Annotated in this window: 22 protein-coding genes; 20 read left to right on the top strand and 2 right to left on the bottom strand. The window is 72.3% G+C overall.

Translation table 11 applies throughout. The features are described from left to right. Positions 1–240 precede the first annotated feature (240 nt). From AB0F18_RS16685 to AB0F18_RS16595, 19 genes are all read left to right on the top strand, one after another. Positions 241–807 carry a hypothetical protein gene (locus tag AB0F18_RS16685; RefSeq protein WP_362060608.1) on the top strand — a complete coding sequence of 189 codons (567 nt, stop codon included), beginning with the start codon at positions 241–243 and terminating at the stop codon, positions 805–807. Next, complete coding sequence (locus AB0F18_RS16680; RefSeq protein WP_362060605.1) at positions 807–1,475, top strand: hypothetical protein; 669 nt, start codon at positions 807–809, stop codon at positions 1,473–1,475. The genes AB0F18_RS16685 and AB0F18_RS16680 overlap by 1 nt, the downstream gene beginning before the upstream one ends. Before the next feature lie 89 nt (positions 1,476–1,564). After that, positions 1,565–1,732 carry a pRL2-8 gene (locus AB0F18_RS16675; RefSeq protein WP_362060602.1) on the top strand — a complete coding sequence of 56 codons (168 nt, stop codon included), beginning with the start codon at positions 1,565–1,567 and terminating at the stop codon, positions 1,730–1,732. 139 nt (positions 1,733–1,871) lie between these two features. After that, on the top strand, positions 1,872–2,066 hold the full coding sequence (locus AB0F18_RS16670) for a hypothetical protein (RefSeq protein ID WP_362060599.1): 195 nt from the start codon (positions 1,872–1,874) through the stop codon (positions 2,064–2,066). Further along, the gene (locus AB0F18_RS16665; RefSeq protein WP_362060596.1) at positions 2,063–2,287 is read left to right on the top strand and encodes a hypothetical protein; all 225 of its coding nucleotides are present in this window, start codon (positions 2,063–2,065) and stop codon (positions 2,285–2,287) included. Before AB0F18_RS16670 ends, AB0F18_RS16665 begins: the two co-directional genes overlap by 4 nt. 66 nt (positions 2,288–2,353) lie before the next feature. After that, positions 2,354–2,971: a hypothetical protein gene (locus tag AB0F18_RS16660; protein ID WP_362060593.1), complete on the top strand. Its 618-nt coding sequence runs from the start codon at positions 2,354–2,356 to the stop codon at positions 2,969–2,971. 191 nt (positions 2,972–3,162) lie between these two features. Further along, positions 3,163–3,636 carry a Pycsar system effector family protein gene (locus AB0F18_RS16655; RefSeq protein WP_362060590.1) on the top strand — a complete coding sequence of 158 codons (474 nt, stop codon included), beginning with the start codon at positions 3,163–3,165 and terminating at the stop codon, positions 3,634–3,636. 38 nt (positions 3,637–3,674) lie between these two features. Next, entirely contained in the window at positions 3,675–4,088 is a 414-nt protein-coding gene (locus AB0F18_RS16650) for a hypothetical protein (protein ID WP_362060587.1), read from the top strand. A 125-nt stretch (positions 4,089–4,213) separates the two neighbouring features. Then, the gene (locus tag AB0F18_RS16645) at positions 4,214–4,444 is read left to right on the top strand and encodes a hypothetical protein (RefSeq protein WP_362060584.1); all 231 of its coding nucleotides are present in this window, start codon (positions 4,214–4,216) and stop codon (positions 4,442–4,444) included. A gap of 91 nt (positions 4,445–4,535) precedes the next feature. Next, on the top strand, positions 4,536–5,411 hold the full coding sequence (locus tag AB0F18_RS16640) for a DUF4097 family beta strand repeat-containing protein (RefSeq protein WP_362060581.1): 876 nt from the start codon (positions 4,536–4,538) through the stop codon (positions 5,409–5,411). A gap of 77 nt (positions 5,412–5,488) precedes the next feature. Next, positions 5,489–6,121, top strand: a complete 633-nt coding sequence (locus tag AB0F18_RS16635) for a hypothetical protein (protein ID WP_362060578.1) — start codon at positions 5,489–5,491, stop codon at positions 6,119–6,121. Further along, positions 6,118–6,438 (top strand): hypothetical protein, encoded by a 321-nt coding sequence (locus AB0F18_RS16630; protein WP_362060576.1) that lies wholly within the window; start codon positions 6,118–6,120, stop codon positions 6,436–6,438. Before AB0F18_RS16635 ends, AB0F18_RS16630 begins: the two co-directional genes overlap by 4 nt. Then, on the top strand, positions 6,435–6,842 hold the full coding sequence (locus tag AB0F18_RS16625; RefSeq protein ID WP_362060574.1) for a hypothetical protein: 408 nt from the start codon (positions 6,435–6,437) through the stop codon (positions 6,840–6,842). The genes AB0F18_RS16630 and AB0F18_RS16625 overlap by 4 nt, the downstream gene beginning before the upstream one ends. Further along, positions 6,839–7,531 (top strand): NUDIX domain-containing protein, encoded by a 693-nt coding sequence (locus tag AB0F18_RS16620; protein WP_362060572.1) that lies wholly within the window; start codon positions 6,839–6,841, stop codon positions 7,529–7,531. Before AB0F18_RS16625 ends, AB0F18_RS16620 begins: the two co-directional genes overlap by 4 nt. A gap of 119 nt (positions 7,532–7,650) precedes the next feature. Continuing rightward, entirely contained in the window at positions 7,651–8,199 is a 549-nt protein-coding gene (locus tag AB0F18_RS16615; protein ID WP_362060569.1) for a hypothetical protein, read from the top strand. 304 nt (positions 8,200–8,503) lie between these two features. Beyond that, positions 8,504–8,947, top strand: coding sequence for a hypothetical protein (locus AB0F18_RS16610; RefSeq protein WP_362060567.1), 444 nt, complete (start codon positions 8,504–8,506; stop codon positions 8,945–8,947). A gap of 337 nt (positions 8,948–9,284) precedes the next feature. Next, positions 9,285–13,541: a MobF family relaxase gene (gene mobF, locus AB0F18_RS16605; RefSeq protein ID WP_362060564.1), complete on the top strand. Its 4,257-nt coding sequence runs from the start codon at positions 9,285–9,287 to the stop codon at positions 13,539–13,541. Between the two features lie 317 nt (positions 13,542–13,858). Beyond that, a complete protein-coding gene (locus AB0F18_RS16600) occupies positions 13,859–14,713 on the top strand; it encodes a hypothetical protein (protein ID WP_362060561.1) in 855 nt (284 codons plus the stop codon). Between the two features lie 258 nt (positions 14,714–14,971). Beyond that, positions 14,972–15,196 carry a hypothetical protein gene (locus tag AB0F18_RS16595; protein ID WP_362060558.1) on the top strand — a complete coding sequence of 75 codons (225 nt, stop codon included), beginning with the start codon at positions 14,972–14,974 and terminating at the stop codon, positions 15,194–15,196. Between the two features lie 67 nt (positions 15,197–15,263). Here AB0F18_RS16595 and AB0F18_RS16590 read toward each other — a convergent pair whose 3' ends face one another. Together AB0F18_RS16590 and AB0F18_RS16585 are read right to left on the bottom strand one after the other, a co-directional pair. Next, complete coding sequence (locus AB0F18_RS16590; protein ID WP_362060555.1) at positions 15,264–15,902, bottom strand: GIY-YIG nuclease family protein; 639 nt, start codon at positions 15,900–15,902, stop codon at positions 15,264–15,266. Between the two features lie 360 nt (positions 15,903–16,262). Further along, on the bottom strand, positions 16,263–17,507 hold the full coding sequence (locus AB0F18_RS16585) for a transcriptional regulator (protein WP_362060552.1): 1,245 nt from the start codon (positions 17,505–17,507) through the stop codon (positions 16,263–16,265). A gap of 357 nt (positions 17,508–17,864) precedes the next feature. Here AB0F18_RS16585 and AB0F18_RS16580 point away from each other — a divergent pair. Further along, the coding region (locus AB0F18_RS16580; RefSeq protein WP_362060549.1) for a cupin domain-containing protein at positions 17,865–18,335 on the top strand (471 nt) is incomplete at its 3' end.

The following is an 18,335-nucleotide window of genomic DNA, read 5'->3' as shown; positions in this document are numbered from 1 at the left end:
GTGCCTGGTCAGCGCATGCGACGCCGATGCGACGCCGCCGCCGATCATGCGACGGCGTCGCATCGCCGACCCCCTCATCGCAGCCCCGTCGCAGCCGCTGACCTGCAACGACGTATCGCGTCGCATCCCGCGCCGCATACACAAACCACCACAAAACGATCACGCGAGGGAGACCCGCCGATCATGCCCACCGCCGACCGTTCCGCCCCCGCTGACACCCGGACCGAAGGAGCCAAGCCCGTGACCGAGACCACCGTCGACCCGACCGCCGCCGCACACGTCCACCGCCTCCTGGAGGAGGCCAAGCTCCTCGAGTCGGCCTTCGACACCACCCCGGCCCCGTACGCCGCAGCCGCGCCCACGGTGCCGGTCCCGCCCCCCGGCTACACCCTGCGCACCATCCACCGCACCACCGCCGACGGCGGCAGCGAGGTCTCCTACGAGGTCGTCCCGCTCGCGCCCATCCCGGACTTCACACCGTCGGCCGGCCCCCTCCCGGCGGCCGGGCACCGGAACCTGCCGGACTGGCTCACCGCCAACTCGCGCAAGGTCAAGGCCGCCTGCTACCTCATCGGCGGCGGCTCCCTGGCCGCCCTCGCCGCGATCTACGGCCCCGCCGTAGGCGCGGGGGCCGCAGCGGCGGCCGCGGGCCTGTGGGCCGCGACCCTGACCGGGCTCAAGTTCATCACCGCGATCGTCGTCGGCGCCGTCGTCATCGGTGCGATGGCCGGCGGCAAGAGCGGCAGCCGCAAGCCGAAGACCGGCACCTTCGAGGGCATCGTCACCGGCACCTGGAAGCAGGACTGATGAGCAACCAGATCGTCTTCAAGGGCCGCCCCGTCTTCGGCGGCCACGCCGTCACCTGCCCCGAGGCCAAGACCGGCTACGCCCCCAAGGTCCTGCGCCTGTACGTCACCCCGGCCGGTGTCCTCGGCAGCTGCGGCCAGCAGCACCGCCTCACCGACGACGACGGCCGCCAGGGCCCGCCGGCCGAGTGCATGTTCCCCGTGGCCGAGGTCACCAAGGAGGAGCTCGCCGCCCTCGCCGCCCCCGGCAAGACCGGGCGGGTGCGCGGCAAGCTCCCCACCGGCAAGCCGGTGGACGCCGAGATCATCTCTCTCGGCGCCCCGGCCGGAGCCCAGGCCGGCGGCGGCAAGGCCGCCCAGGCATTCGCCGCCGCCCAGAACGGCGGCAAGAGCGCGGCTCCTGCGGCCCCGGCCCGGGTGCCGCGCGGCGGGGGCGGGGCGATGACCGCCTTCTTCGGCGCCGTCGCCGCCACCGCCGGGGCCGCCGGACAGATCGCGGGCGCGGCCGGGCAGGTCGCCGGATCCGCAGCCAGCGCCGTCGGCTCCGTCGCCGGACTCGGCAAGGAGGGCATCGGCCTGGCCCGCGACGGCGTCAAGGAGGCCGGCGCCTACGGAGCCCGCCGCCACGAGCGCAAGATGCGCGACGGCGACTCTGGCGGCGGCGAATAGCCCAGCTCAGCCTGTGTTGGACCTGCCGCCCCCAACAGGTCCAACACAGGGCACGCGTCACCATCGACCCCTACTGAACGGAGAGCACGATGGCGAGCAAGACGGCCATGAACCCGCCCCGAGGCGAGTGCACGCAGTGCTGGCGCCACGCCTACGACTCCCACGAGATGCACAAGCACCTCGCCCCGCGCGAGGACTGCCCGGAGTGCGTGAACCACATGCTGCACGGCCACCCCGACCACATGATCGTGGGCTGACCACCGGGAGGCCCCCTGTGGCCTCTCGCGAACACCACGCAGACCTGTTAGCCCCAACAGGTCTAATGCCCCTCGCCGCGCCCGCCCGGCCCGCTCCGGCGCGGGCGCGGCGTCTACCACCGACCCGAAGGAGACTGCCGTGCAGCTCTCGCTTTCCGCTGTCCTGGTCCTGGCGCTCGTGCTTGTCGTCCTCATCCGCGGCGGCCACCTCAAGTGGCCCGCCGCCCTGGTCGCCGTCCTGTTCGGCTTCTTCCTCGCGGGCACCACCGTGGCGCCCCAGATCCACGACGGCATCGACGGCGTCACCTCCACCGTCTCGAAGATCAACCCGTGAGGTTGCTGCCCCGGCTACGCCGCCGTCGGCGCCCGCCCGGCCACTGGTGCCCCCAGTGCGACGGCGACGACGTGCTGTGGCAGGACAGGGACGACGGCGGGCGGGTGTGGTGGTGCGCCGACTGCGGTCATGAGTGGGGCCACCGGGATGCGGTTCCCCGCTGGAACCCGCCCGTGCGCACCGAGGAGACCGCGGCCCAGCCAGGCGACCCGTACAGCTGAACCCCAGACCAGCATCAGTCAGACCTGTTGGACCCAACACCCCAACGCCCCGCGGAAGGACCCACCGTGAAGATCCGACTGCCCTGGATGAGCCGTACCGACCGCGCCCTGTGGCGCAGCACCGAGAGTTTGCAGGATCTCGGCGACCGCATGGTCCTGTGGCTCACCGGGGCCATCGCCAGCGCACCTGGCCTCATCCCCCGCTACGGGCCCGACCCTGAGACCGAACACCTGGTCCCCGTCCTCGCCGGACTCAACCGGGCCGGACTGGTCACCACCGTCTCCCAGCCGGGCCTGGACGAGCGGGACGCCACCGGCCACTGGCGCCAGCGCGCCGGCGTCTCGGGCTTCGTCGACGACATCGCGCTCCTGCGCCGCCTGGTTGCCGCCGCCGAGGAGGCGGGCCTGCGCGTGGCCCTCCACACCGCCGTCGCGGCCGGACCGTGCCCGAACGGCTTCGTCGTCACCACTCTCGACGACGCCCCCTTCACCGCGTTCGGCGCGCACGAGGACCACGAGGTCCTCCAGTCGACCTGGCCCTGCCACCTCATCGGCCCCGCCGCCCACGCCGCCGTCACCCGCGCCGCACAGCTGACCGTCGTCGACCCGCAGTACGGCCGCGACGACCTGCTGTGGGCCACCCTCGCCCGCGCCTGCGCCCTGCCCGCCCCGCAGTTCGCCTAGCTCAACAGCAGTTGACCCCATTGGGTCTAACAGATCCAACTTGGCCCGGGCGCCCTGACTAGGGGGTCCGGGCTTTTCTCGTACTGGCAACTTTGAGTTGGCCAACTTCGTATTGACATGCCAACTTTGAGTTGGCATTCTTTGGGTGTGGGCAGCAGCCCGCACCGACCGAGACACGGGAGCCGAACGCCATGACGCAGCCCTCCACAACCCCGGCCGACACCACCACCAGCGCGCGCCTCCTGCAGGCCCGCACTGACGTCATCGCCGAGATGGGCCGGACCGATGCCAAGGCCTCCGCGCTCCTCACCGTCCTGGGAATCCCGCTCGCGGTCCTCATCGCCGCCGTCCCCGGCCGCGACCTCCCGGTCGCCGCCACCGTCCTCGCCGGACTCGGCGTGGCCGGCCTCGCCGCCGCGATGCTCCTGGTCCTCGCGATCGTCCTGCCCCGCCTCGGCGGAGACACCCGCGGCTCCTACCTTCACTGGGCCACCTGCACGCCCGAGGAGGTGACCGCCGACCTCACCGTCGACCGCAGCGCCGAGCGGCTCGTGGTCCTCTCCAAGATCGCCCTCAAGAAGATGCGCACCCTGAGGGTCGCCATCTTCACCACGGCGGGAGCGCTCGGCGCCCTCGCCCTGGCCCTCGCCGTCACCCTCATCTGACCGTCCAGCCCACCGTCGAACAGGAAGGCCGCCTGCCCATGACCGAGGTCATCACCACCAACACCCCGGCGCCCGCGCCCCGAAGCATCAGCCTGCGCATCCGCTACGCCGCCGTGATCAGCGCCGAGCTGGTGAGCCCGATCCTCGCCGGTGTCGCCGCCCTGCTCGCCGCAAACGCCTACCTCCACGACTCCGGGCCCGAGGCCGGACGGCTCGCCCTCCTGGGCGGCCTCGCCGTCGCCGCCGGAATCCTCGCCCAGACGTTCTTCGGCGACGCCCTCCGCCGGACCACCGCCCGCATCAACGGGCAGCTGCGCGGCGGCCGTACCTGGTCCTGCGCCTCCTGCGGGACCAGCATCCGCGCGGACCGGTGGAGCGACCACGACATCAACACCGCCGAGCGGCTCCTCGGAGACCCCGACGCCCACGGCTGCACCGGCCCGCGGACCTGATGCACGGGGCGGTCGGCCACCCGGCTACCAACCTTGACGCCGACCGCCCCGCGTCCCAGCCCGCTCCAACCCGGAGCAGGGGGCAGCCACATCGTCCCTCACACCCGAGACGGAGCCCGATCCCCATGACCCCCACCCGACCCGACACCGACGAGACCATCGCCGCGAAGAAGCGCCTCGACGAGGCCGCCGCCGCGCGGGACAAGGCCATCGAGAACGCCCAGCGCACCTACTGGGCGGCGGTCAAGACGGAGATGGACTCGAAGAACCTCACCCAGAAGGCCGTTGCGGAACACCTCGACTTCAGCCGCGAGCACATCCGCAACCAGGTCAAGCGCTACACCGCCGACCAGTAGGCCGGCGCAGATCCCGGGCGGCCGCAGCATCGGCCAGAGGTACGGCCGCCCGGGGCTCCCCGTCCAGAGCAGAACCGAGGAGATCACCAGCATGTCCCATGAGCGCATCCTCACCGCCCCGCAGGCCGGACCGATCAACATCGACACCAGCCTCCTGGGCGCCCACGGCACCGTGACCGTCCGCGCCGACGCCACCGCCACCGCCGCCACGATCGCCATCCGCACCGCCGACGAGACCGGGCCCTGCGCCGACGCCGTCCGCGAAGCCCGCCTCCACTGGGACGCCCGCGGCGCCCTTGTCGCCCACGTCGAGGGCAGCGGCACCGCCCAGGCCGCGGCCCTGACCAGCGGAAGCATGCAGTTCATCGGACACAACTACGGCGTGATCAGCCAGACCATCGTTGGAGGAGTCGTCATCGGCGCCACCCACCCGAGCGTGGGCACCGCCGGCTCCCCCGTCGAGATCGCGGCCGTGGTCCCCGAGGGCAGCTCGGTCCTGGTCCGCACCGACTCCGCGGACGTCCGGACCTGGGGCCTCCTCACGTCCATCGCCACCACCACCCAGTCCGGCGACGTCGCCGTCAACGACCGTGTCGAGCAGGCAATCGTCTCCACCCAGTCCGGCGCCATCAGCGTGTACGACGCGCCCTGCCTCCACGTACAGACGCAGGGCGGGGAGATCCGCCTCGGGCGCACCGACCTCGCCGAGGCCAGCACGGCGTCCGGCGACATCACCATCGGCGACTTCGGCGGCACCGCACAGCTCAACACCGTCTCCGGCGACATCACCGTCCACGCCAACGCCGGCGGTGACATCACCGCCCGTTCGGTGTCCGGCGACATCACCGTCCACGCCACCGAACGCGCCCAGACCGACAACCTCGACGTCATCGCCAGCAGCGTCAGCGGAACCGTCCGCGTTCCCTCCCGGCGCACCGCTGACGGACCCCGCCGCCGCACCAGCTGACACCCGGCCCGGCGCCGCACGCGCTGCACCGGGCCGCCCAAGCCGCCCACCCGCACCAGACTCCTGGAGACAACCGCATGATCCGCCCCGCCTTACGCCTCACCCGTGCCGCGGCCGCCCTCGGCCGCCCGGCCTCCATTGAGCGCCTGGCCCTCTTCGGCGCCCTCCTCGCCGCCTTCGAGGCGACCCACGGCTTCTGTGACCACTGGGGCCAGGCCAGCGAAACCGCGAAGTGCAAGCGCCTCTACGGCGAGCACCGCGTCTACTCGGACGGCACCAGCGCGCGGGAGGGCGACGGCCGGACCGGCGAGCCGACCACGAGCGCCTCCGCCCGCGGCCGAAGGGCCGTGGCCCGACATTCCGCCGAGTACACCGCCATCCAGACCGGACTCGCCCTCACCCTGACCCGGGCGTTCGGCTACCGGGTCAGCCCGGCCGCGCTCCTGGCCGGCGCCGCCATCAACGGACTGACCCACGCAGCCATCGACAGGGGAGCCTTCTTCCTGTGGCTGGCCGACCGCACCGGCAAGCGCGGCTACGTCGACCACTGCCAGGCCACCCGTCTCGACCCGGACGGCGGCGCACACGAGGAGATCACCGGCCCGGGCAGCGCGTGGATGGAGCTCGACGAGGCCCTCCACCGCTTCATCGGCGTCAGCGCCGCCGCCGTCACCGTCCTGCTCACCACGTACGGAACGGACCCGCGATGACCGACCCGACCGGCCGCCGCCTGGCCCACCTCCTGGACCTGGCCCGCCACGCCCTCGCCGACGCCCACCGCGATGCCTCCGCTGGCGTCCTCCAGCCCCAGCACCGCCAGCTCATCCTGGACGCCCTGCACCGCCCCGACGGCGGGGACGGTGGCCTCCTGCACTTGCTCGGGGACCTCATCACCGACACCAGCCGCGACCTGCCTGAGGGCGACGCCGCCGAACAACTCGACGAGGCCGCCGGGTACGCGAGCGACTACCCCGCCCAGCGCATCGATCGGGCCCGGACCGCCCTTGCGGCCCCCACCGGCCCGTGACCCCCAGCGCCAGGCCCGGCACCTGCCGAGTCTGGTATTGCGGCCGCTGCCGCGCCGCCTACAAGTCGGCGCCTCCGCTGGTCGATACCGCGTGCAGCTGCGAGACCTCGGTCTGGACCCTGCACCCGACCACCGTCACCGTGCCGCACACCCCACCGGCCCCGCGCCCCCAGGCCCTCAACGACGACGAGGCCCGCCACCGCGCCCTCGCCCGCCCCGGCCGCCGCGTCCAGGTCACCTTCGAGGCCGACGTCGACACCGCCTGGCTCACCCGCGGTGCCGACGGACACCAGCACCTCACCGTCCTCGTCATCACCGACGACGGCCAGCATCACGCCATCGACACCCGACTGCCCGGCGTCCGCATCGACGCCGCCCAGCCCAAAGAGAAGGACGAGACATGAGCGAGTACAGCCCCACGGACATCACGCCGCCAGAGCTGCAGCCCGCGGCCCTGGCCCACCACGTGCCCCACTGGGCGGAGGCAGCCCGGACGCCCGCCGACGTGACCGACTGGCCCCAGCGACAGGCCGCCGCGCTCGTGAAGTTCCATCTCGACGAGCGGGGCTGGCCGCTGCACCCCCACGGCCGCACCGGCCGCATCGGCCGCAACCTCGGCAAGTGGGGAGAGAACGCCGCCGCCGACCCGATCGTGGTCGCGGGCGCCGGCCAGGACCGCCGGGTCCTGCTGATCACCCGGGACGACATCGGAGTGGAGGCCATCCCGGGCGGCATGGTCGACCCGGGCGAGACCGCCCCGGCCGCCCTGGTCCGCGAGCTCCGCGAGGAGACCGGTGTCGACCTCTCCGACCACCGCCCGGTCATCCTCGGCCAGGACCTCGTAGACGACTGGCGCAACAGCGATAACGCCTGGGTCGCCTCCACCAGCGCGCTCTACCTGCTGCCCGCCACCGTGACCGTCATCGCCGCCGACGACGCCCTCGACGCCACCTGGTGGCCCTTCGGCTCCCTCGACCAGCTCGACGCCGCGATCACCACCGCCGGACGCACCCTCTACGCCGCGCACCGGCCCCTGCTGCACCGCGCGCTGGACCACCTCGACACGGCCGTGAAGCCCGACCAGACCCGTTAGACCCAACGCCCCCAAGGGTCCCGTCCCGGCATTCCAGCCCGCCGGGGCACCACGGGGCGACAGCATGAAGCTCGGGGCCGTCGGAACCGGCCCCGGGCTTCACCCATGAAGGGAACCAGATGAGCACCCCGACCACCGACTCGCCCGCCCGGATCCGCCGTATCTACGACGGCCACGCCGGGCTGTACGCCGACAGCCTCGTCACCGAGGCCGCCGCCCTGCTGGACGCCTACCTCGCCACCGCCGAGCAGCACGGCCTGGACCGCAAGGCCGCCGACGACGAAGGATGGCTCGCCCAGGCCGCCGCCGAGGCGATCACCCGGAAGTACCGCCGCCCGGCCACCGAGCGGACCTCCACCGAGCTGAGCCAGCTGTCCACCGTCCTGCGCGCCGCGCTGACCGCCGAGGGCCTGGAGGTCGTCCCCACGCCCGTCCGCATGGGCGTCGGCGTCTCCCCGCTCCCCGGCGGGCCCACGTGGGGCGCGGCCGGAGGCCTGGCGGTCGCCCTGTACTCGGACAGCGGATGGGAGCTGATGCTCAACGCCACCCGCACGACGTCCCACTCGATCCACGCCCCGGTCACCGAGGCCGGGGCCGCCGAGGTCGCCCAGCTCGTACACGGCGTGCTGCGCGGCGACCTCGCCGACCCGTTCCGCCGGAACCGGTGAAGACGCCCGGCCCGTACGCCGCCCGATGACATAGGACCGACCCGCTCGACGAAGGCCCCTGCTCCGCACCGGATCTCCCGGTCGCGGAGCAGGGGCCTTTTTGCGTTCCGTGCACCACGCACCCGGCCCGGAAATCCGGGCTGGCGCCGGGCAGCTGGCCCGCCAGGCGGAGCCGGAATCAAGATCGTTGCCCGCCGGGCGGGAGGGGACGAAGTTGCCCGCCCCAAGGCCGCCCGGGATGCCGTAGGCCGGGGGAGGCTGCGTGATCACGCAGCCTCCCGACCCTGCGGAAGGAACCACCCCGATGTCACATCTCCACAGCGACCCCGGGATCGCCGACGCCCGCCTCGCCGAGGCGCTCCAGGTGCTGGTCGACACCTACACCTCCCTGCCCGGCCACGAGACCCACGGCGGCCTGGCCGACTGGCGGCTCCTCCTGGTGCCGCCCGCCACCGCCACCGCCACCGCCGGCGGTGGCGCCTCGACCGGACCGGCCACCGTGACCGTGGACGTCGGCCTGGACGTCACCCTCACCGTCACGGCCGGGGCCCGGCCCCCCGCCGGTGACGCCGTCGGCATCGAGGAGAACCCGTTTGAGATTCCGCTGCCCCCGGCGATCCTCCGGCCGCTCACGCGCCTGGTGATGGACCTCTTCTACACCGAGGAGCAGTCCGCCCGTGAGGACGGTCGCGGCGTGTGCCAGCTCTGCGGCAAGGGCCGCGCCCTGTCCATCTGGCGGCCCCGCTGAACGCCCGTCGGCCTTCGTCGTGCGGCACGCATTCCGCGTGCCGCACGGCGGCCGCGGCCCTCTATCGCGCAGCCCCTTGACCACGGTCTGACGACCGAGTTCCCGGTGTCCGATTTCGCCTTGACCGGACCCATTTCCAAGCACCTCTTGTCTGCGCTTTCAGCGCAGGTCAGCAGTGCGAATACCCCTCCCGGATGACCTCTTTGGTCAACCGGCAATCCGGAGGTACTGTCATGGACCCAAAGATCAAAAGAGGAAGTACCAAGGTATGGCTGCGCCATACGTCAACGGACTTCAAGATCATCGACGCGGGAGGGGGTGAGTAGCGATGGCGTGGGTGACCACATTGGGCCCGGACATGCAGCAGGTCGAGTACCGGCTGACCGGGCAGTGCGGATGCGACCTGGAGCACGAGGAGCAGCGTGGCCTGGAGGTCGAAGGGGAGGACGCGCAGGTCGACTACCGCCTCGGCGACGCGCGTGATCTGGAGTGGATCGGCGGCGGCCTCGCCGACGTCGGCCTGGTCGCCGGGCAGAGCGTCGACAAGGACCAGGCGCGTCTCCTGATGGACGGCCGGCACCCGCTGACCGGCGAGCTGCTGGTGACGCCGAAGGTGGCCGTCGACCCGCGCGGCAAGGTGCAGGCGCGGCCCCTCGCCGAGGCGATCGAGGCGGCGGCCGCCGAACGCGGTGTGAGCGTCGAGCAGCTGCTCGGCGACGACGAGAAACTGGTGAAGAGGTTCGCCCGGCTGCAGCGCGGCGTGCACCGCGAGGGCGACCGCCACCGTGTGCCCTTCCGCGCGGCGGAGAACCTCGCCGAGGCAACCGGCATCGACCTCGCCGAGCTGTACGGACGGGGCGGTGTGGCGGAAGCCCGCGAGTACGCCGACGCCCGGATCCGCGTCGGCAACCGCGGCTACGACGTCACGCTCGACTTGTCGAAGACCTACAGCGCCGCCGTCGCCCTCGCCGGGGACGAGAAGTCCGAAGAACTGCGCGGCGCGTTCCTCGAGGTGGCCCGCGAAACGTTCGGCGCGCTGGAGGGCTGGGCCGCGTACGCGATGGCCGGCGAGCACGGCAACGGCAAGACCGCCGACCGCGTCGACACCTCCGGGTTCCTCGGCTGGATGACCGTGCACTACTCCGCCCGCCCCGTCGGCGGCGAGGTCGGCGACCCGCACCTGCACGTCCACGGCAACCTCGCGAACATGGCGTACGCCGAGGACGGCAAGTGGCGCACCGTCGGGGCCGGCGGCCGCGACATCATGCGCCACGCGCACGCCGCCGACGCGATGGTGAAGGCCCGCCTGCGGCAGGTCACCGGCGAGCGGTTCGGGATGCGCTGGGAGCGGCACGCCGAGACCGGCGCGTGGGAGGTCGTCGGCATCGACGAGAACCTGCGCCGCGCGTTTTCCCGCCGCAACGCGCAGATCGTCGCGGCGGCCGCCGAAGACGCGACGACCGGCGAGCAGAAGCTCATCGCCCGCCAGCTCGCTGAGGGCAAGAACACCACCATCACCCAGGCCGACGTCCGCGCCGCCTGGCGAGCTCGCGCCGAGACGGTCGTCGACGACGTCGACGCGATGATCCGCCGCGCGATCCCCGGCCCCGAAGGACCCGACGGCCCGTCCGTCGCAGGCCCCGGCGGCGGCCCGATCGTGCCCTCCCCCGAAGAGATCGCCGCGTTCATCTGGCGCCGCGAGGGTGGTCTGACCGAGTCGCGGAAAGCCGTCACGCGCGCCGACGTCCTGGCCCATGTCATCGACGCCTGCCCGTTCGGCGTGCCCGACATCGCAGCCGCCGAGACTCTGACCGACGCCGTCCTCGCCGTCGAGGGTGAGGCGGTCGCGCTGCCGGCCAAGGGCATGGCGCACCTGACCAACCCCCAGCGCTACACCCACGCGACGATCCTGGCCGCCGAGCAGACGATCGCCGAGACGACCGCCGACCGCCTGAACGAGGGCACAGCACAGCTCACGGTGGAAGCCGCCGAGCTCGCCATCGCGACCTTCGAGACCCAGCGCACCACCGACCCGCTGCGCCCGTTCGTCATGTCCGACGAGCAGCGCGCCGCCACGATGCGGTTCCTCACCGCCGGGCACGGCGTCGACGTGCTGCGCGGCAAGGCGGGCACCGGCAAGACCACGATCATGTCCGCCGCACGGATGGGCTGGGAGGCCGCCGGCCTTCGCGTGTCCGGCGCCGCCACCGCGGCGGTCGCCGCGTCCAAGCTGCAGGCTGAATCCGGCATCAAGTCGGCGACGGTGGCGACGTGGCTGATGGACATCCGCGACGGCGGCCGCCGCATGGCCGACACCGACGTCCTGGTCCTCGAAGAGGCCGCGATGGTAGACGACCGCGACGTCGCCGACTTGCTCACGGCGGCCGCCGAGCACGGCGTGAAGGTCGTCGAGATCGGCGACTGGGCCCAGCTGAAGGCGATCGGAGTCGGCGGCGCCTTCAAGCGCGCCCACGAGATCACGGGCGGGCTGGAGCTGTCGGAGAACCGCCGCCAGAAGGACGCGGTGGAGCGGGCCGCGCTGGAGGCGTGGCTGGACGGCGGACGCCGCACTGCACTGTCGATGCTCGCCGAGCACGGCCGCGTCCACGCCGTCCGCACGCCCGACGATGCGTACGCCGCGATGCTCGGTGCGTGGAAGGACACCGTCGACCGCCTGGAGGGCGACGTCCACGACCAGATCGAGGACCTGGTCGTGCTCGCCGCCCGCAACGCGGACGTCGAGGTCCTCAACGGCGGTGCCCGCGAACTGCGCAAGAAGGCCGGCGAACTCACCGGCGGGCAGACGTACGCACTGGCCGGGGGCGAGCGCCTGGAGCTCGCGGCCGGGGACGTCATCCGGATCAAGCGCAACGACTACCGCACCCGCCGGGGCGGCGACGTCGACGTCCTCAACGGCTACCGCGGGCAGGTCACCTACGCCGCCAAGGGCGGTGTCTCCGTCGAATGGCGCCGCCCCGCCGAGGACGGCGAGTACGCCGTGGAGCGTGCCTGGATCACCGCCGACCAGATCGCCGACGGCGCCCTGCAGCACGGCTACGCCATGTCCATCGCCGCCGCGCAGGGCCTCACCTGCGACTACACGCTGGTCTACGGCGTGGGCGCCGACGCGAACAGCCTCTACCCGGCGCTCTCCCGCGACCGGATCGCCACCCATCTGTGGCTGCCCGCCGACGTCGTCGAGAGCGAGGAGACCCGCCGCCGTCTCGGCGAGGCCCGCACGGATCAGGAGCTGCTGGAGCGGACGGTCGCCGCGTACGCCGACTCCCTGGAGCACGACAACGACGACCGGATGGTCTCCGACGAGCTCGCGCCGGCACCCGAGGTGCAGCCCGTTGCACTGATGATCCCGCGCCAGGCGCAGCCCGAGCACGATCGGACCGTCGAGGACACCGTCCAGCAGAGCGGAGAGCAAGACCGCGTCGAACCGCTCCAGGAGAAGCCGGAGCTAGCTGAGAGCGCCGCACGGGCTGTTCCCGACCCGGCGGAACCCGACGCGGCCAACGAGCGCGCAGCGGACCGTCAGGCCCGTCTGGACGCCGCCCGGGAGCGTCTGCAGGGCGACGACGTGCCGCAGTTGACCGACGAGCAGAAGGCCCGCCTGGAGCAGCTGCTTGCCGCCGGGTTCGCCTCCCGGCCCGAGCCGCAGCAGGAGAAGCGGCCGGAACCTCAGTTCGAGGCCTGGGGCGAGCGCCGGTACGGGCACCTCTCGGCTCAGCGGCTCACGTCGCTGATCGCCGAGCGGACCGCCGAAGGTCGCCGCGCCGAGCGCCTGGCCGCCGACTTCATGGGCCAGGCCGAGGCCAAGCGGGCGCAGCTCGCCGGGCCCGTCACCCCCGGCCAGGAGCGGGTCCGCGAGGTCACCGCGGTGCTGGACCGCGCCGACGAGCTTGCCGCGCTCGCCGCGACGGAGCGGCACAACGAGCAGCAGGCGCGCGAGGCCGTGCGGCACGCACAGGAAGTCCTCCGCCGGGTGGCCGAGGCGAAGGGCAAGTCACGCCTGGCTCTGCGGCTGGCCGGCACCAGCCGCAAGGAGACGCTGGAGATCGCCGCCGAGTACGACAAGAAGGAGAGCGAGGCGTACCGCGAGATCCTTCGGGCCGGGCGGGCCGCCGAGGACGCCGGGCGCGAAGCGTGGGCCGCAATCCGCAGCCCGGAGACGATCGGCCTGTTCGAGGAGCAGGGCTCCCGACGGGAGGGCCCGCGCGACGTCGACGAGCTGCGCAGCCGGCTCGCCGCGATGCGCGAACGGCTCCCGGAGATCGAGCGGATCGCCAACAGCGTGGTCGCCCGGAAGGTCGACCTCGCCGAGCGCCAGGCCGCGGAGCAGCGTGGCATCGCGCAGAGGCACACCACCACGGCGGGCAAACTGCAGGAGGAGAAGACGCTGCGCTCGCGCATGGCGACCCAGGCCCCAACCCAGCACGCCGCCGAGACCCGGCAGCGCGCCGAGTACATCAAGCAGGCCCGGCAGCAGGCCGCCGCGCAGGCCCGCGAGAACGCCCGGCGTGCGCAGAGCGAGTACCGGTACCAGCCGCCGACCCAGGGCCGCTCCGGCCCCTCTCTCGGACGCTGAACCACCCCGCGTCAGCGTTCCGCTGACATTCTCTGGGTGGCATCCCGATCGGCCCTTTTCTACGCAGCCAACTGGTTCTGAACCTGCAACCTTACGGGCGCGTAGTGAGCGTGGATCTGATGGCTTTGCTCGACGACCTGCGCTTTCGGCACATACGGTCCTACACGGGGGTCGTTTGAAGTTTGGAGCTAACACTTCCGCTGGCACCGGTGATGAGGGTGTTCAGAACGGGAGGACGGCATTCGGCCGTACGGCATGGATGACGGCATGCTCTTCCCGAAGGCGCCGCTGGGGCGCCAGCGGAGGGGGTGGGGGGCATGGCCGAGCGGGTGATGACCCGGGAGGAGTCGATCGAGCACCTGCTGCGGCGCTCTCAGCGGCGCGACGACGTCTTCCCGATCCGCCGGGAGTTCGTCCAGGCCCGCGTCCCGGGTCAGCACGGGGAGCCGACTACCGGTCCGGGCCCCCTGTCCAAGCTCTTGCGGCTCCCGCACGCAATGGAGTTGCTGCTGCTCGTCTACGCGGTCACCACCAGTGGCGACTACGGCGTCACCGAACGCTCGCAGCTGTGGGGACGGGCAGCCGGCATCTACATGAGTCCCGACAAGAAGGCCAGCATTGCCGTCTCGCGCCAGTGGCAGCACCTGGAGAAGCTGGGTCTGATCGAGCGTCGGCCGGATGGCCACCTCAAGCGCATCGTCAAGCTGCGAGAGTGCGGGCCGGTCGGGGAGGTCCAGCTGCCCTACACCGCCCCTGCCGGCGCGAAGGGAGACGTCTACTTCCGAGTCCCCTTCTCCTACTGGCGCGACGGCTGGCACCAGAAGCTGGGGATGCCTGGCAAGGCCGTCCTGCTGGCCGCGATGAGCAGGAGGAAGGAGACCTTCACCCTTCCGCAGGACACCCGCGGCGCCAGGGCGCTGGGCCTGGGCCGCCACACGGTGGCGCGTGGCATCGAGGAGCTGCTGGGTCACAAGCTGCTGCTGGACGCCGGGTTCGACGAAGTGATGAACGCGCGCACGATGCGCGGCTTCGAGCGGGTGCGTACCTACAGGCTTGCCGCGCCGTTCGACCTGAACCTGAGCAACGCGGAAATCGAGCGCCTGGCAGGGCGGGTGGACCTGTTGCTGCCGGGGCCCAGCGCCGTCGACGGGACGTTGTTGCCCACCAAGTAGTCCGATGATCGCTCTCGACATCAGGAGGCGAAAAAAGCGGTGACCCCCCGCGCCAACGGGGGGCCACCAACGTAGTCCGACAGCTCGTTACCCAACCCGTGCTCCTGCCGGAAGCCGATATCAAGATTGGATCGAAACCATCAGTGCTGGAACCGAGACTAAGGGGCTGCACGCCCTGAAGTCACACAGGGGGACGCCATCGATCCCCCGTCCCCACAAGACACTCTCGGCGATCACACCCTTCGGTGGTGATCGGTAATGCTCACGCTCCTTGTCGCACTCGCGTTCGGCGGGGCCGCGGTCTACGCGGCCTACCGAGACCAGAAGCTGGGGGCGGCGCTGGTTGTCGGCCTCGCCGTGGTGACCGCCTTCTTCCTTTTCATGGAGAAGGACCTGTCCTCGCTTGGACCGCAGACGGTGGCTCCGGCGGCACCCATGACGACGCCGATGTCCCCCGCGCAGTCGAGACTGCCAGCTCCGTAGGACGTTCAGGCCCTGAGCGTCCGGCCCGGCATCGGTGAGCGCGCCGATGCCGGGCCCTGCAGCAGGGTCAGAAGTCCAGAGGCACTTGGTAGGAGGAATCGCCCCCTCCCTCGCGGCGGATATCCAGCCCGAGTACCGCGAGCGCGTCCGCGACGGCCGTGGCCGGATCGCCGAGGGGGGTCAGGTCGAACCACTCCCCGCGCACCCGGTAGTCGGAGAACCGGGCGTGCAGCGCGGCCTCGTAGTCGCCTTCGACGTCCAGGAGCGGCAGGAGCCGGGCGGGCTGGCCGGTCTGGAGCTGTGCCAGCCGGGACTTGAGCGTGCCGGTGGTCTGCCCGATCTTCGTCAGCGGCGAGTCCTCCATGCCCACCAGGTACGTCCGTACCACCTTGGCCGGGCTTCGGGGCACTGGCACCGCCGGAGCGGAGGAGACCGGGTACGCCTCCTCGTCCTCCGCATCCGCCGGCCTCAGCCACCGCACGAGCGGTGTGCTCCCGCCCTGGATGGTCAGGGTCTTGCCGATGGGTGTGCCGTCGGCCCTGAACGTAGTCCGGATGATCTGCATGACGAGGACGCGGCCCGTATACCCCAGGGCCTCCAGTTCGGCTTCCGTGGCGAGCCGGGAGGTGACCTCCGTCTCCTCCCAGGCAGCTTCGCTTGGTTGGGTCTGTAAGCGGCCGCGGCGCGGGCCGGTCAGGTTCTCCATGGACCCCGACCCTATGGGCGCCCGCCCACACGTGGAGGCGCCTACACAAGGCTCCCGGGCGGCACCAGGCCGCGCGTAGTCCTGTTGGACCTAACAGGGTCAATCGCCGCCGAGCAGCCCGCTCAGGTGCCGGGGCCGGTTCCGAGAATGCGTCGGGCGACCGGGCCAGGTTCGGGACGCGGGGCGGGCCGCTGCTGGGGAGTCTGCTCGGTGACCCGCTCGGCGGCGGTACGCCCGCGCACCGCACGTTCCTCCGCCGACTCATCGTGGGGGACCGGTCCGTGCCCGAGAGGGCGGCGCATACTGCTCACCACCGCAGTCTCGCAGCAGCCGAGCAACCGCCCTCGAGGGACCCGCAACTCAGGCGAGAGCATCACCGAGCAGCCGGCGCGGGGCTCCGTCCAGGTGCCGGTGGAGCAGCTGGGCACGGGAGTGCACCAAGCCGCTGCGGTAGGCGGGCGGTAGCCGGTCGTAGACGGCGGCGGCCATGGCGGCGGCCGCGCCCGGATCTCCGTCGACGCGCAGGCACGCGGCGGTGTCCATGGCGATCAGGGCGCGGGTCATGACCGATGGCGAGACCGTGAGGGCCAGGGCGTCGTCCTGTGCCCGGTACGCGGCGCGGGTGTCGCCGAGCAGTGTGTAGGCCTGCGACAGGTGCACCGCGTGCTTCTGGGCGGGGTACCCGAACCAGGTGTCAGCGCCTTCGGGCCCGTCCAGCTGCTCGGCCAGGGTGCGGACGTCGTCGATCGCGCGGCGGGCGCCGGGGATGTCGCCGATGGCGGCCAGGGCGCGGGCGTTGACGGCGGCCGCGAGCGCGGCTGCGCCGGACGGGCGGGTACCGGCTTCCCGGCGGGCCTGGGCGGCGATGCGGGCAGCCTGTGCCGGGGCGCCGTAGTTCAGGCCGACCATGGCGTGCCGTCCCAGGACCCAGGCCGTCATCCGCCGGTCTCCGGACTCGCGGGCGGCCGTCGCCGCGGTGGCGAACCACCGGTGCGCGTCGGCCTGGTCGCCCCGGTCGTGCTGGACGATCGCCACGAGGCCGGAGATACCGGCGGCCGTCCGGGCCAGGTCGGTGCGGTCCTTCGCGGGGTGGGGCCGGCGCAGGACCGCGGCGAGCAGCGCCAGGTCCTCGCGCATCTCGGTCAGGACCGCGTCGGGGGCCCGGCCGTTGTAGCCGCCCCGGTGTCGCTCGAAGGCGCCCTCCAGGTAGGCGAGGTCACCGGCCCCGTCCCCGGCGAGGCCGGTGTCGATGCCCTCCCGGGCCTGCGCGATGCCGGGCAGCACGGCGAACCCCGCCGTGGCCGCCGCCAGGGTGAACAGCTTGCGTCGCTTCACGTCGTCGTCCTCCATCCTCTGCTGCCTGCGGTGCCTGCGGGTGTTCTCCAGCGCCTGGTCCAGCTGCTCGTCGCTCAAGCCGTAGACGGCACGGATCGCCGGGCGCCAGACCGGGGTTGGTAAGCGGCGCTCGGTTTCCCACCGCTTGAGGTTCTCCACCGTGCACACGAGGCCGGCGGCGGTCATGCGCTTCGCCTGCTGCTCTCGGGTCCGGTCCGCCCGCTCCCTGATGGTGCGCAGCAGTTCACCGATTCCGTCCGGGCTCACCATGCCGGGCCTCCCCGCGTGTGGGTGTCGAAAGACCATCCTGGCCCCCCAACGCGGCACCCCGCAGAGGGAATCGGCACCCCGATCCGGCCCTCCCCCGTGTTGTTCCCCGGACCTTCAATGGTCGAACGGAACCGGCCGGGACAACGCCCTCAGGGGCTCCCCCTCCGGCCGGTCCCGCACATGGCGCCCGCCTCGCCTGGGGGCGGCGGGCGCCGTCCAGCGCTCCATCCGACACGAGAGAAGGAGTACGTCATGAACGGTCTGATCCTCTCCAGCCGCTCCATCAAGGGAGCCGCGACCCGGACCCCCGACGGCGGGGGCACCGGCAAGGGCGACGGCAACGACTGATCGCCGACCATGACCTCCGCGATTGACGCGGCGGTCCGGAGCCTCGGCGGGGACTTCCTCGCCGGGGCTTTCGGCCGCTCCTTCCAGCACTGGTCACAGGCCGCCGCAGGGCTGCGCGGCCTGTTCACGTGGGACGACCTGAACGACCTGGTTGCCCGCCACCGGCTCGACGCCCCGCGCCTGCGCCTGTTCAACGACGGGGAGCAGGTCCCGCCGTACGAGTACCTGCACACCTCGATCACCAAGCGCTCCGAGGTCCGCCAGCGGGTCGAACCCTCCGGGCTGCACCGGCAGATCGCTGCCGGCGCCTCCCTCGTCCTGGACGCGGTCGACAAGCTCCACCCGGGCGTCCAGGACCTCGCCGAGGCGCTGGAGCGGCACTTCCGCACCGACGTCCAGGCCAACCTGTACGCCTCCTGGCACCCCACCGAGGCCTTCGGCGTCCACTGGGACGACCACGACGTCGTGGTCGTCCAGCTC

Origin of the sequence: Streptomyces sp. NPDC029216 (genome assembly GCF_040648015.1) — a bacterium.
Taxonomy (GTDB): domain Bacteria; phylum Actinomycetota; class Actinomycetes; order Streptomycetales; family Streptomycetaceae; genus Streptomyces.
This window is presented reverse-complemented; position numbering and strand designations above follow the sequence as displayed.

Excerpts from the sequence above, each read along its gene's own strand:
- AB0F18_RS16680 (WP_362060605.1), top strand. The coding sequence starts at position 807 with ATGAGCAACCAGATCGTCTTCAAGGGCCGCCCCGTCTTCGGCGGCCAC.
- AB0F18_RS16675 (WP_362060602.1), top strand. The coding sequence starts at position 1,565 with ATGGCGAGCAAGACGGCCATGAACCCGCCCCGAGGCGAGTGCACGCAG.
- AB0F18_RS16655 (WP_362060590.1), top strand. The coding sequence starts at position 3,163 with ATGACGCAGCCCTCCACAACCCCGGCCGACACCACCACCAGCGCGCGC.
- AB0F18_RS16650 (WP_362060587.1), top strand. The coding sequence starts at position 3,675 with ATGACCGAGGTCATCACCACCAACACCCCGGCGCCCGCGCCCCGAAGC.
- AB0F18_RS16645 (WP_362060584.1), top strand. The coding sequence starts at position 4,214 with ATGACCCCCACCCGACCCGACACCGACGAGACCATCGCCGCGAAGAAG.
- AB0F18_RS16640 (WP_362060581.1), top strand. The coding sequence starts at position 4,536 with ATGTCCCATGAGCGCATCCTCACCGCCCCGCAGGCCGGACCGATCAAC.
- AB0F18_RS16635 (WP_362060578.1), top strand. The coding sequence starts at position 5,489 with ATGATCCGCCCCGCCTTACGCCTCACCCGTGCCGCGGCCGCCCTCGGC.
- AB0F18_RS16630 (WP_362060576.1), top strand. The coding sequence starts at position 6,118 with ATGACCGACCCGACCGGCCGCCGCCTGGCCCACCTCCTGGACCTGGCC.
- AB0F18_RS16620 (WP_362060572.1), top strand. The coding sequence starts at position 6,839 with ATGAGCGAGTACAGCCCCACGGACATCACGCCGCCAGAGCTGCAGCCC.
- AB0F18_RS16615 (WP_362060569.1), top strand. The coding sequence starts at position 7,651 with ATGAGCACCCCGACCACCGACTCGCCCGCCCGGATCCGCCGTATCTAC.
- AB0F18_RS16610 (WP_362060567.1), top strand. The coding sequence starts at position 8,504 with ATGTCACATCTCCACAGCGACCCCGGGATCGCCGACGCCCGCCTCGCC.
- AB0F18_RS16600 (WP_362060561.1), top strand. The coding sequence starts at position 13,859 with ATGGCCGAGCGGGTGATGACCCGGGAGGAGTCGATCGAGCACCTGCTG.
- AB0F18_RS16595 (WP_362060558.1), top strand. The coding sequence starts at position 14,972 with ATGCTCACGCTCCTTGTCGCACTCGCGTTCGGCGGGGCCGCGGTCTAC.
- AB0F18_RS16590 (WP_362060555.1), bottom strand. The coding sequence starts at position 15,902 with ATGGAGAACCTGACCGGCCCGCGCCGCGGCCGCTTACAGACCCAACCA.
- AB0F18_RS16585 (WP_362060552.1), bottom strand. The coding sequence starts at position 17,507 with ATGGTGAGCCCGGACGGAATCGGTGAACTGCTGCGCACCATCAGGGAG.